This window comes from Achromobacter sp. 10T422, from assembly GCF_056394065.1.
In genome coordinates, this window is sequence record NZ_JBFTHD010000003.1 from 483742 (window position 1) to 496603 (window position 12862).

The 12862-nt window shown below is 64.4% G+C and carries 10 protein-coding genes; 8 read left to right on the plus strand and 2 right to left on the minus strand.

Going from position 1 to position 12862, the window contains the following annotated elements; all coding sequences use genetic code 11:
• The first annotated feature begins 6 nt into the window (after positions 1–6).
• The 6 genes from AC1DB0_RS09820 (at position 7) to AC1DB0_RS09845 (ending at position 8398) form a co-directional block, all read left to right on the plus strand.
• Positions 7–432, plus strand: a complete 426-nt coding sequence (locus tag AC1DB0_RS09820) for a F0F1 ATP synthase subunit epsilon (RefSeq protein WP_006217064.1) — start codon at positions 7–9, stop codon at positions 430–432.
• A gap of 206 nt (positions 433–638) precedes the next feature.
• Positions 639–1604 carry a helix-turn-helix domain-containing protein gene (locus AC1DB0_RS09825; protein ID WP_476757425.1) on the plus strand — a complete coding sequence of 322 codons (966 nt, stop codon included), beginning with the start codon at positions 639–641 and terminating at the stop codon, positions 1602–1604.
• 207 nt (positions 1605–1811) lie between these two features.
• Entirely contained in the window at positions 1812–2885 is a 1074-nt protein-coding gene (hemE, locus tag AC1DB0_RS09830; protein ID WP_054421225.1) for a uroporphyrinogen decarboxylase, read from the plus strand.
• A gap of 351 nt (positions 2886–3236) precedes the next feature.
• Entirely contained in the window at positions 3237–5327 is a 2091-nt protein-coding gene (locus AC1DB0_RS09835; protein ID WP_476758649.1) for a primosomal protein N', read from the plus strand.
• Between the two features lie 155 nt (positions 5328–5482).
• The gene (locus AC1DB0_RS09840; RefSeq protein ID WP_054421227.1) at positions 5483–7546 is read left to right on the plus strand and encodes a UvrD-helicase domain-containing protein; all 2064 of its coding nucleotides are present in this window, start codon (positions 5483–5485) and stop codon (positions 7544–7546) included.
• Positions 7547–7570: 24 nt separating this feature from the next.
• Complete coding sequence (locus AC1DB0_RS09845; protein ID WP_476757426.1) at positions 7571–8398, plus strand: helix-turn-helix domain-containing protein; 828 nt, start codon at positions 7571–7573, stop codon at positions 8396–8398.
• Positions 8399–8414: 16 nt separating this feature from the next.
• Here AC1DB0_RS09845 and AC1DB0_RS09850 read toward each other — a convergent pair whose 3' ends face one another.
• A complete protein-coding gene (locus tag AC1DB0_RS09850) occupies positions 8415–9476 on the minus strand; it encodes a threonine aldolase family protein (RefSeq protein WP_342067777.1) in 1062 nt (353 codons plus the stop codon).
• 116 nt (positions 9477–9592) lie between these two features.
• On the opposite strand from AC1DB0_RS09850, the gene AC1DB0_RS09855 reads away from it, so the two are divergent.
• Entirely contained in the window at positions 9593–10447 is an 855-nt protein-coding gene (locus tag AC1DB0_RS09855; RefSeq protein ID WP_342067776.1) for a class II glutamine amidotransferase, read from the plus strand.
• A 258-nt stretch (positions 10448–10705) separates the two neighbouring features.
• Complete coding sequence (locus AC1DB0_RS09860) at positions 10706–11230, plus strand: hypothetical protein (RefSeq protein ID WP_342067775.1); 525 nt, start codon at positions 10706–10708, stop codon at positions 11228–11230.
• Positions 11231–11329: 99 nt separating this feature from the next.
• On the opposite strand, the gene dapD is transcribed toward AC1DB0_RS09860, so the two are convergent.
• Positions 11330–12307, minus strand: coding sequence for a 2,3,4,5-tetrahydropyridine-2,6-dicarboxylate N-succinyltransferase (gene dapD, locus AC1DB0_RS09865; protein WP_054421232.1), 978 nt, complete (start codon positions 12305–12307; stop codon positions 11330–11332).
• Between the last annotated feature and the right edge of the window lie 555 nt (positions 12308–12862).

The window sequence follows — 12862 nt, forward strand, 5'->3', positions numbered from 1 at the left end:
ACCGATATGGCTACCCTGCATGTGGATGTCGTCAGCGCAGAGGAAGCGATCTTCTCCGGTGAGGCGAAGTTCGTGGTGCTGCCTGGCGAAGCGGGTGAACTGGGCATTCTGCCCGGCCACACCCCGCTGATTTCGCGCATACGCCCCGGGACGGTCAAGATCGTTCGTGCCGACCAAGGCGAGGAAAACATCTTCGTCGCCGGGGGCATTCTGGAAGTGCAGCCGGGCAGCGTGACGGTTTTGGCCGACACCGCTATCCGTGCTTCCGACCTGGACGAAGCCCGCGCCGTGGAAGCGCGCAAGAAGGCCGAAGAGGCCCTTGCGAACGCCAAGGACAAGGCTGACATCGCGGTTGTCGAAGCCGAACTCGCCATGCTGGCTGCGCAAGCCATCGCGGCGCGTAAGCTGCGCCAAGGCGGTCGCTCGCACTAAGCGGCAAAGCAGTACGCCGGGGTTCGCCCCGGTTTGGAAAAAGCGGCCATTGGCCGCTTTTTTCATGCGCGCACGGTTTGCGGCGAGGGGATGACGTTTTTATCTGCATCGCCCGGCGGGGCGACCGCAATGCGTTCGATACGAATAGCTGGCCCGGTTTTGCACCAGTAGCCTTCAACTTTGCCAATTGAGCCAAAGGGGGAAGCGTGCGAAAAGTCCTGGATTGCGGCGTGCTGCTGGCGCCCGGCCACGAAGATGACATGCGCGAGTGGGTGGCCCTGCATCGGGGTGGGTTGCCACGCATCCGGTTGCACCTGGTGCCGTTGGCCCCCCTGGCGGCCGCTGCGCAAGACGCCCCGGCGCCGGCACCGCCCGATCTCTTGCGGGCCACGCCAGACACCTCGCAAGACGTGCAGGCCTTGGCGCGGCTTGCGGTCTCGCTGCGGCGTTATGACAGCTGCATCCTTCCCGTTGCTCCGTCTTCGGTGGCGTGGGCGCGCATGGCGCTGTCGCAAGCCGGGGCGTTGCTGACGACGCCCATCCTGCTGTTGATGAACGGCATGAAAGCGCCCGCCATCGAAGACCTGCTCGGTTTGGGCGCGGCCGACTTCATGGCGCAGCCGGCGTGTTTGGAAAGCATGCGGGTGCGCCTGGGGCGTCTGGGCCGGCCACTGCTCTGGCGGCAGGCGTTGCAGGCGGGCGTGCAAGAGCCGCCAGCCGATTATCATGCCGCAGGCAGCGGGTCTGCGGCCCTGAGGGATGCCGCAAGGCCGCGCGTATCTGCGGACGTGTTGGAAGATGCCTTGGCGGGGGTGCTGGAGTGGGATGGCTATTCCAGACGCAGCCCGCGGCAAGACATCCGGCACGACTTACGGCAAGACATCCGGCACGACGGCCGGCGAAATTTGCGACTGGACCCGCAGCCAGACCCGCGCCGAGACCCCCGCCATCCTTCCGCGCAGGAATCGTTTCGTCTGGCCAAAGCGCGGGTGGTGGATGGGTTTGAGCGCGATTACATCTGCCGCGCGCTGTCGCGGCATGGCGGCAACGTGGCGCAGGCGGCCCGCGCTTGCGCCAAGCATCGGCGCGCCTTCTGGGCACTGATGCAAAAGCACGGCATCGAAGCCGCGCCGTACCGGCATGCCGCGCACGTGCGACGGCTGTTGGGATGAGTTGTGCGGCAAACGTTGCGTGGTGAACGTTACGTGGTGAACATCGCGTGGTGAACCTTGCGCGGCAAACATTGCGCGGTGACCATCACGCGGCAAACCGCGTCTTGCGCACCGGTCTTGAGGCCCGACAAACCGTGCTTTCCGGCTGGCCGCGCCTTGTCAGCTAGGGGGAAGTAAAATCACGGCTTCCGATCATCGAGGATAGTCGTGTCTGCTTCCAGCTTGAAGAACGATGTGTTCTTGCGCTCGCTCTTGCGCGAGCCCGTGCCCTACACCCCGATCTGGCTGATGCGCCAGGCGGGTCGCTACCTGCCCGAGTACCGCGCCACGCGCGCGCGCGCAGGTTCCTTCATGGGCCTGGCTCAAAATCCGGACTACGCCATGGAGGTCACATTGCAGCCGCTGGCGCGCTTTGACCTGGACGCAGCCATCCTGTTCTCGGACATCCTGACCGTGCCGCACGCGATGGGTCTGGGCCTGGACTTCGCGGAAGGCGAAGGCCCGCGCTTCGCGCACCCGGTGCGCACCGAAGAAGACGTGGCCCGTCTGGCCGTGCCTGACATGGACAAGCTGCGCTATGTGTTCGACGCCGTCAGCGTCATCCGGCGCGAGCTGGACGGCAAGGTGCCGCTGATCGGCTTTGCCGGCAGCCCGTTCACCATTGCGTGCTACATGGTTGAGGGCAAGGGCAGCGACGATTACCGCCTGATCAAGACGATGCTGTATTCGCGTCCTGACCTGCTGCATCGCATCCTGGAAATCAACGCCGAAGCCACCCTGCAATATCTGAACGCGCAGATTGCCGCGGGCGCGCAGGCCGTCATGCTGTTCGACAGCTGGGGCGGCGTGCTGGCTGATGGCCTGTTCCAGCAATTCTCGCTGGCCTACACGAAGAAGGTCGTGGCCGGCCTGACCCGCGAACACGAAGGCCGCCGTGTGCCGGTCATCGTGTTCACCAAGGGCGGCGGCCAATGGCTTGAGCAGATCGCCGCTTGCGGTTGCGACGCCGTGGGCCTGGACTGGACCGTTGACCTGGCGGCGGCGCGCCGCCGCACGGGTGACTCCGTGGCCTTCCAGGGCAACCTGGACCCGATGGCGCTGTTCGGTGGCGGCCCGGCTATTCGCACGGAAGCCCGCCGCGTGCTGGATGCCTTCGGCCCGGTGGGCAAGGGCGGCCACGTGTTCAACCTGGGACACGGCATTTCGCGTTTCACTCCGCCAGAAGCGGTAGCCGAATTGGTCGACGAAGTCCACCAACACAGCCGCTCGCTGCGGGGGTAAGTGAGTGGACGCTTCGGTCCGAAGGGCCGAAGTTTGAGGGCCCCGGCGAGCACTTGTGCACAGCAAGATTTCGCTCGGGGAAAACCCTTTATAACCTGGTTTACAATCTTGGAAGCTGCCTTAAGCTATTGTTTTTAAAGCTTAAAGTTGAGTTTTCCACCGGATTGCACCGTGCTGCGCAATCTAGGCTTATTCCAAAATTTGATGTTGCTCCAGCCTTTTCCCCAAAGTTATCCACAGGCGGGTCTGGAGCAAGCGACGGCCGCCGGGCGACAATTGCCCGGCCGCGCCATTCCCCTGTCCTTTTCCGCCTTGCAGGCGACTCCCGCCCCATGATCCTTCCGAGCATCCATGTCTGAACTGCCGTCTATGCCGACTCCCGCAGCCGTTTGCTGGGTGCGCGTGGCGCTGGACGTGCCGTTGCCCGGCCCCTTCGACTACCGCAGCGATGCGCCGGTCCCCGTGGGCTTGCGGGTCATCGTTCCTTTCGGGCGGCGCAAGATGATCGGGGTGGTGGTGGAAAATCCGGCCGAACCTTCGTTCGACCCGAAACAGATCCGGCCCATTGAGCAGGTGCTGGACGACCTGCCCCCCTTTGACGAGGACTGGCTGCGCCTGGCCCGTTTCGCGGCCGAGTACTACCAGCGGCCCCTGGGCGAAGTGATGTTGCCAACGCTGCCGCCGCCGCTGCGCAAGCCGACGGCGTATCAGGGCAAGCGCTCGGCAGGCGGCCCGGTGGCGCGGCTGGACAACCGCAAGCGCAAGGCAGCGCRCGCGCCTGCCAAAGCCGATCAGCCGCCGGAACTGAACGACGCGCAACGCACCGCGGTGGACACCATCGGCGCGCTGACGGGGTTCAAACCCGTGTTGCTGCATGGCGTGACGGGCAGCGGCAAGACCGAGGTCTATCTGCGGGCGGCCGAAAAAGTGTTGGCCCAAGGGCGGCAGGTGCTGCTGATGGTGCCCGAAATCAACCTGACTCCGCAGCTGGAAGGCGCATTGCGTGCGCGCCTGGAAGCCTTGGTGGGGCCGGATGGGCTGGCCGTCATGCATAGCGGGCTGTCGGACGGCGAACGCCTGCAAGCCTGGGCTCGCGCCCAGCGCGGCGACGCCCGCATGCTGCTGGGCACGCGCATGTCGATCTTCGCACCGCTCAGCAAGCTGGGCTTGATCGTGGTGGACGAAGAGCATGACGCGTCTTACAAGCAGCAAGATGGCCTGCGCTATTCGGCGCGCGACCTGGCCGTGTGGCGCGCGCATGATCTGAACATTCCCGTGGTGCTGGGGTCGGCTACGCCGTCTTTGGAAACCTGGCAGCACGCGGAGCGCGGCCGGTATCTGCGCCTGACGCTGCCGGGCCGTGCCCGGTCCAGCACGCTGCCGTCCATGCGGCTGGTGGACACGCGCCGGCTACAGATGAAGCACGGGATGTCGCCGCAACTGCTGGAGGCCATCGGCCTGCGCCTGGAGCGCAAAGAGCAGTCGCTGATCTTCCTGAACCGGCGCGGCTATTCGCCCGTGCTGCATTGCCAGTCGTGCGCGTGGGTCAGCAATTGCCCGCGGTGCACCGCGTTTACCGTGTTGCACCGTACGGACGGCCGCGGCCATCGCCTGCAATGTCACCACTGCGGTTACCAAGCGCCGGTGCCGCGCGCCTGCCCCGAATGCGGCGACCAGGACCTGGCCCCGATGGGCCGTGGCACGCAGCGTGTCGAAGAGCATCTGGCCGAGCTGTTCCCCGAGGCGCGCATTCTGCGTATCGATGCCGACAGCACGCGCAAGAAGGGCAGCGCCGAAGCCCTCTTCGCGTCGGTGCATGCGGGCGATGTGGATATCCTGGTCGGCACGCAAATGGTGGCCAAGGGCCATGACTTCGCGCGGCTGGGTCTGGTGGGCGTGCTGAATTCCGATTCGATGCTGTTCGCCCACGATTTTCGTGCGCCCGAACGCCTGTTCGCGCAGCTGATGCAAGTGGCGGGCCGTGCCGGCCGCCACCAAGGCAACGGCGAGGTGCTGATACAGACGGGCTACCCCGAGCAGCCCGTCTATCAGGCGCTGCTGCGTCACGACTACGCGGGCTTTGCGCGCCACGCGCTGCATGAACGCGAAAGCACGGGCCTGCCCCCGTTTGTGTATCAGGCGCTGCTGACCGCTGAAGCGCGCGAGCTGAAGGTGGCGCAGGCCTTCCTGGAGCGCGCCCGCGTATTGCCAGAAGGCGAATGGGCGGCGGACTTTCCGGGCCTGGACGCCATCATGCTGTATGACCCCGTGCCGCTGCGCGTGGTGCGCGTGGCGAACATCGAGCGCGCGCAGTTGCTGGTGGAAAGCAGCAGCCGGCCGGCCCTGCAGGCCTTCCTGGCGTCGTGGTCGCACCACCTGCCTTACATCGCCAACGAAGCGCGCGTGCGTTGGCAACTGGAGGTCGATCCGCTGGAGATCTGACCCCTCGGTCTGTACCGATGCGTGCTCCAACTGATTGATCTATGATCTTCATCCTCTATCGCGCTGGCGCGGCCGCCACCGCATGACGACGCCAGCAACACGGGCGTCAGCGCAAACTGGCGGCCCCCCGCACTGCAAGACCATCCCACTCAAAAATGTCCGCTAGCGAAACCATTGCTCTAGGTATGAACCCCGCCCAGAAAGAGGCGGTGTTGTACCTTGACGGCCCCTGTCTGGTGCTGGCCGGCGCGGGCAGCGGCAAGACGCGCGTGATCACGCAGAAGATCGCCTATCTGCTGCGTGAATGCGGCTACATGGGCCGCAACGTGGTGGCGCTGACCTTCACCAACAAGGCCGCGCGCGAGATGGACGAACGCGTGAAGACGCTGGTCGACCGCAAGCTGTCCAAGGGCCTGATCATCAGCACGTTCCACTCGCTGGGCGTGAAGATGCTGCGCGAAGAAGCGCGCAACGCAGGGCTTAAGCCCACGTTTTCCATCCTGGACGCCGATGACGCCATGTCCATCATCCAGGAACTGCTGGCCACCACCGACAAGGCGCGCCTGCGCCACGTGCAGGGCATTATCTCGTTGTGGAAAAACGCGTTGCTGGAACCGGACGACGCCGCGCGCGAAGCCGTGACGCCCGGCGACGTCGAAGCCGCCAATGTCTACCGCAGCTACGCCGCTACGCTGGCGGCCTATCAGGCGGTGGATTTCGATGACCTGATCCGCATCCCCGCCTTGCTGCTGGCCAGCAACGAAGAAGTGCGCACGCGCTGGCAGAACCGCGTGCGCTATCTGCTGGTGGATGAATATCAAGACACCAACGTGTGCCAATACCGGCTGGTGCAATTGCTGACGGGCTCGCGCGCCATGTTCACGGCGGTGGGCGACGACGACCAGGCCATCTACGCCTGGCGCGGCGCCACCATTGAAAACCTGGCCAAGCTCACCACCGATTACCCCAACATCAAGCTCATCAAGCTCGAACAGAATTACCGTTCGGTGCAGCGCATTCTGGCGGCCGCCAACCAGGTCATTGAAAAGAATCCCAAGCTGTTCGAAAAGAAGCTGTGGTCCGAGCTGGGCGTGGGTGAACCGATCCTGGTGTCGGCCATGGACGGCGAAGAGCAGGAAGCGGAATCCATCGCCATGAAGGTCTCGGCCTCGCGCTTCGAGCGTCAGGCGCAGTGGAAAGATTTCGCCATTCTGTATCGCAGTAATCATCAGTCGCGCATTCTGGAGCAGGCGCTGCGCAACCTGAAGATTCCATACACGATCTCGGGCGGGCAGAGCTTTTTCGATAAGGCCGAAGTGCGCGATGTGCTGGCGTATCTGCGGCTCCTGGCCAACGACGATGACGACCCCGCGTTCATCCGCGCGGCCACCACGCCCAAGCGCGGCATCGGTCAGGCGACCTTGCAGGTGCTGGGCCAATACGCGGCCACGCGCGAGCAGTCCTTGTTGTCGGCCGTGGCCGAAACCGGTATTGAAAGCCTGCTGGCCCCGCGCCAGCTGGAACCCCTGCGCACGTTCGCGGAATTCATCCGGCGCATGCAGTGGCGCGCCGGCCGTGGCGCGGCATCGGGCAAGGACGCGGCGCCGGCCGAACCGGCGGGCGTCATCCTGGACGATCTGGTTGAAGCCATCCAGTACGAGCGCCATCTGTTCGAGCTGTTCGAAGAACGCCCCGCGCAGACGCGCTGGCAGAACGTGCTGGAACTCACCGGCTGGCTCAAGCGCAAGGCCGAAGAAGACAACATGTCGCTCTTCGATCTGGTCCAGCACGTGGCGCTGGTCACGATGCTGGAACGCGGTGAAGAAGACGAGCCTGACGCCGTCAAGATGTCGACGTTGCATGCGTCCAAAGGGCTGGAGTATCCGCACGTGTATCTGGCCGGCGTGGAAGAGGGCTTGCTGCCCCACCTGGGTAAAGACGACGAAGTGGGCGACCCGGCGCGTGCGGCCGAGAACCTGGCGTCACGCATCCAGGAAGAACGCCGGCTGATGTACGTGGGCATCACGCGCGCGCAACGCAGCTTGAACCTGAGCTGGTGCAAGCGCCGCCGCCGTGCGCGCGAAGACTTGGTGCGCGAGCCGTCGCGCTTTATCGAAGAAATGGGCCTGGGCGATGTGCGCATCCAGGAAGACGAGGCCACAGCCGCCATGAATCCCAAAGAGCGCATGGCGATGCTGAAGGCCTTGCTCAAGAAATAACGCACGCATAGGGATGGCGGGGCCATGAAAGACGACGTCCGATACCACCCTGTTCCCGGCACCCCTGGCCTGGTGCTCGGGCAAGCGCGCTTCAGTGAATTCGAGTTCGACCGCCACTACCATGTGGACTATCACATCGGTCTTGTCACTCAAGGCGTGCAGCGCCAGCGGTTCCGCGGCAAGAGCATTCTGCTGGGCCCGGGCGGCATCGCGTTGATGCCGCCAGGCGAAATCCACGACGGCGCGGGGGTCAGTGACTACGGCGCGGCCTACACGTTGAAGACGTTCCGCTTATCTGCCGAGCTGATGCGCAGCTTCATCGAAGATGTGTCGGGGGCGGCTGCCAACGAACGCTTCTTCGGCACGCTGTTGGAAGACGCGGCGCTGGCCGGCCGCTTCATGGCGCTGCACAGCGCATGGATGTCCGGCGCGCCGGATGAGCCTTTGGCGCAGGAGTCGCAGTCGCTGGCGTTGATGGGCGCGTTGTTCGCGCGCACCGGCGCCGTGTCACCCCAGGAAATTCGGGGCGGGTTGTCGGCGGCGCATCTGCGCGCGGTGCATGACTACTGTCAGGCGCATTTGTGCGAAAAGATCGCACTGGACGATCTGGCGCGGCTATGCGGGCTGAGCCGCTTCCAGTTCCTGCGCCGCTTCACGCATTCCGCTGGCCTGACGCCGCATGCGTGGCTGGTCCGCCTGCGGCTGGAACGCGCATGCGCCGCGCTGGCCACGTCCCGCGTGTCGGTGGCACAAGTGGCGGCGGACGTGGGCTTCTACGATCAAAGCCATTTCAACCGAGCGTTCCGCATGGCTTACGGCGCGCCGCCCTCCGCGTATCAGCCCGCCGCATAAGGGCGGGCAGCCAACGCTAAGCCACCTGCGCGCGCAACGCCGACAGGAAGTAATCCACCTCTTGTTCCTGCGTGGCGAACGACGTGACCAGGCGCACCACGCCCGGGCCCCAACGGTCGTAATAGAAGCGGAAGCCTTGCTCCAGCAGGCCCTCGATGGCGTGGGCCGGCAATTGGCAGAACAGGATGTTGGCGTCGGCCGGGCCTTGCAGCGTGACACCCGGCAGGCCTTGCATGCCCGCGGCAAGCCGCGTGGCCATGGCGTTGGCCTGGCGCGCATTCTTCAGCCATAAATCGTCGTGCAGATACGCTTCCATCTGCGCGGACAGCAGACGCATCTTCGAGAACAGATGGCCGCCACGCTTGCGGCGAAACGCCAGTTCGCGTGCGCGCGCCGGGTTGAACAGCACGATGGCCTCGGCGCCCAGCACGCCGTTTTTCGTTGCGCCAAACGACAGCGCTTCGACGCCCGCCTTCCACGTCATCTCGGCCGGCGTGCAGCCCAGGCTGACCAGCGCATTCGCAAAGCGCGCGCCGTCCATATGCAGTGGCAAGCCCGCGTCGCGGCAGATGCCGCCAATGGCTTGGATCTCGTCCAGCGTATAGACGCTGCCGGTTTCGGTCGCCTGGGTAATGCTGACGCACGACGGTTGCACGGAATGCACGTCGCCCACTTTGCGGCGCGCTTCGGCCGCCAACTGCACCGGGTCGATCTTGGCGGCCTCGCCACCCAGCAGCATCAGCCGCGCGCCGTTGGTAAAGAACTCGGGCGCGCCGCATTCATCGTTAGCGATATGGCTTTGCGTATGGCACAGCACGGCGCCCCAGGGCGGCGTCATGGCGGCCAGGCTGAGCGAGTTGGCGGCGGTGCCGGTGGGCACCAGCAGCACCTCGACGTCATGTTCGAAGATCTCGGCCAGCTTGCGTTGCACGCGCAGCGAGCCGTCATCGGCGCCGTAGGCGGGGGCCTGACCGGCATTGGCGCGCAGCAATGCCTCCATGACTTCGGGGCTGGCGCCCGCGATGTTGTCGCTGGAAAAGCCCTGTTGCAGGGCGGGGACGGATGAGGGCGTATTCAAGATGCGGTTCCGGGGTGATCGGGAAAGGGGACACTATGCCGGGGCGTGGTCACGCAAGCTTGTAGAAAATTGCAGGTGGCTCCTACACTGGGCAGTCTGTCTTGAAGGAGCGCATCATGTGTCGTTGGCTGGCTTACACCGGTAGTCCCCTGCAGATGGAGAGTGTGCTGTTCAAGGCCAAGCACTCGCTGATCGACCAGAGCCTGCATTCGCGGCTGGGCGCAACCACAACGAATGGCGACGGCTTCGGGCTGGGCTGGTATGGGCGGCCGCAGGCTGATGTGCCGCCGGATGCGCCCTTTCGCTACCGCAGCGTGCACCCCGCGTGGAACGATCGCAATCTGCGCGAAGCCGCGCGTGCGATTCACGCATCCTTGTTTGTGGCGCACATCCGCGCGGCCACCGACACGCCCGCGCAAGAAACCAACTGCCATCCGTTCCGGCATGGACAGTGGCTGTTCGTGCACAACGGCCTTATCCGCGACTATCCGCTGCTGCGCCGTGACTTGATGCTGATGATTGCGCCGGCATACTTCGGGTCGCTGGAAGGGTCCACCGATTCTGAAGTCATGTTCCTGCTGGCGCTGACGTTCGGCCTGGAGGAAGACCCCATCCCTGCGTTGGCCCGCATGGTGGGCGCGGTGGAAGAGACGGGCCGCCGACACGGCGTGGCGCATCCCATCAACATGACCGTGTGCGCGCTGGATGGCGAACGGCTGATTGCGGTGCGCTATTCCAGCGAAGGCGATTCACGCACGCTGTTCCACAACACCTGCGTGCGGCATCTGCGCGAGCTCTATCCCGATAATCCGCAACTCGCGACGCTGGACGACAGCGCCTTCCTGCTGCTGTCTGAGCCGCTGAGCGAGATGCCCGGTGTGTGGGAAGAAGTGCCGGAGTCCACCGCGATCATCGCGGGCAGGGGCGATGTGACGCACTATCCGTTCACGCCGATCCCACCGGGTGAATGACGCATTTGCCCGTCTGGCAAGGTAATTGGGTCAAAAACGGCCGAAAACGAGCGATATATTGGGGTCATCAAGCACGCCTCGCCCATATAGGGGAGAATGCGTGTCGCATGACTTTGCGACGTCCTGGGCCGCGAAAGCACCCCAACTTGATAAGGAAGTTGCATGACTGATAGCAAAACCCCGCAGGTCTCAGACGCATTAGCGGTGTTTACGCACACGGGGAGCGCCCCGGTTTGCTTTGAATTGCATGACAAAGGTGTGGTTCGCCAACAAGGCGACGCACGTCAATACACCGCGTTCGCGGATGTTCTGGACCTTTGCCTGTTCGCCTCCGGGCCGGACGCCACGGCAGGTTCCATCAACCAATTTGCCTACCGCACGCAAGCGACGCAGGACTGGACCATTGTGTCCGGCGACGTCAGCGAGTTTGCCCAGTTCATGGATGCGTTCCGCTCGCGCTACGTCGCGCAACGCCTGCCGGTGCTGGAAGCTGCGATCGCGGAAGGCGAGCGTGTGACGTTCCGTTATATCGAGGCCGGTGAGTTCCCCAGCCTGCAAACGCAGGAATTGGCCCTGTCGGCCGAAGGCCTGCACATTGATGGCATGACCTGGTCCTTCGAGTCGCTGCAACGCATCGACCTGAACGATTGGACCGAGACGATCACGCTGCAAGACGACAGCGGCAAGACCGTGTTTTCGTGCCTGGGCACGCGGATTCTCAGCTCCGATCTGCTGGTGAACCTGGTGTACGACCAGTTGGGACAGACGGCGGAATACGCCTGAGCGGTACATCCCCGCAAGCGGCGTAACGGGCGCGCTTGATGTTCGGGAAATAAGAAAGGGCCGCTGACTTCGCGGCCCTTTTCCATTTGGACTTTCCGTTCAATGTCCTGAGTGCAGCGCCGGATTCAAGGTGCCCCACGCCGCCGTGCGCACCAGCGCTTCCACCGCGCCCGTCTGTGAGTTGCGGCGAAACAGCAGGCCATGTTGGCCGGCGAGTGCGGCGGCCTTCACGACGGCGCCTTCGGGCGTCAGCACGCGCGTGCCGGCGGTGATGTAGCAGCCGGCTTCCACGACGCAATCGTCACCCAACGAAATGCCAATGCCGGAGTTCGCGCCCAACAGGCAGCGCTTGCCGATGGACACGACTTGTTTGCCGCCGCCCGACATGGTGCCCATGATGGACGCGCCGCCGCCGATGTCGCTGCCGTCATCGACGATGACGCCTGCACTGATGCGGCCTTCAACCATCGAGGCGCCCAACGTGCCGGCATTGAAGTTGCAGAAGCCTTCATGCAGCACGGTGGTGCCGGGCGACAAGTGCGCACCCAGCCGCACGCGCGCGGTGTCGGCAATACGCACGCCGGCAGGCACGACGTAGTCGGTCATGCGGGGAATCTTGTCCACGCCGCGGATTTCCAGCGTTTGCCCGGTGGCGCGCAATTGCCAGCGCAGCGCATCCACTTGATCGACGGCGCAAGGGCCAACAGACGTCCATGCGACGTTGGACAACACGCTGAACAAGCCATCGAGGTTGGCGTCGTGCGGGCGGATCAGACGATGGCTGAGCAGATGCAGCCGGAGGTAGGCGTCATGCGCGTCGGCGGGCGGTTCATCCAGCGAGGCGATGGCGGTGCGGACCGCAACGATATCGACTTTGCGGCGGGTGTCACGAATGAGCGCCGTCGGCACATGCTCGCCCAGCGCAGCACGCGCTTCTTCAGGCGTGAGATGACGCGTGCCAGCAGCGGGCGTGTGATCGGCCAGCGACGGGCGCGGATACCAGGTGTCGAGGACGGAGCCATCGGAGGCTAATGTGGCAAGGCCGTAGGCGATGGCGCTGATGGGGGCGGCGGACATGATGTTTCGGGATGAGAGACGAATGGGGAATTCTAGGCGATGTGAATTCCTGGTGTCAGACTGCATATTAATTTGGCAGTCATAATTTGGCAGTCAGACTGCATTTATTTTCGGGGAGTCCGACTGCATTTTCTTCGTTGGGAGCGATCGGGGAAATGCAGTCTCGGGGAAATGCAGTCTGACTTCGGGATGGTTGTGTCTTTGGGGGGAGGGTCGTAGATCTTCGTAGGTCGCCCATCGTCGGGGTGGGCGTGACGGCGCGCGCCCACGATTGCGGTCCGGAGCCTTCGCTCCGGACGTCCCCCTCGTCATCTTCGTCCAGGCCTTCGGCCTTCCCTTCAGATTCCCTCGGGCGCATCGAGGTTGCGCGCCGTCACGCCCACCCCGACGACGGGCTACTGTCGTCTTGGTTCGTAGCGCTGCTAGGGTGTGCCTTAGTGACGAGTGCTGCGGGGCCCGCCGAGTGGCGGCCGCGCGGGCGGCCTTACTCGGCATACGCGGTGGTGGGCGTTTGCGCGGTGTTCGCTTTCGCGAATGTGGGGGAGTCGTTTGCTA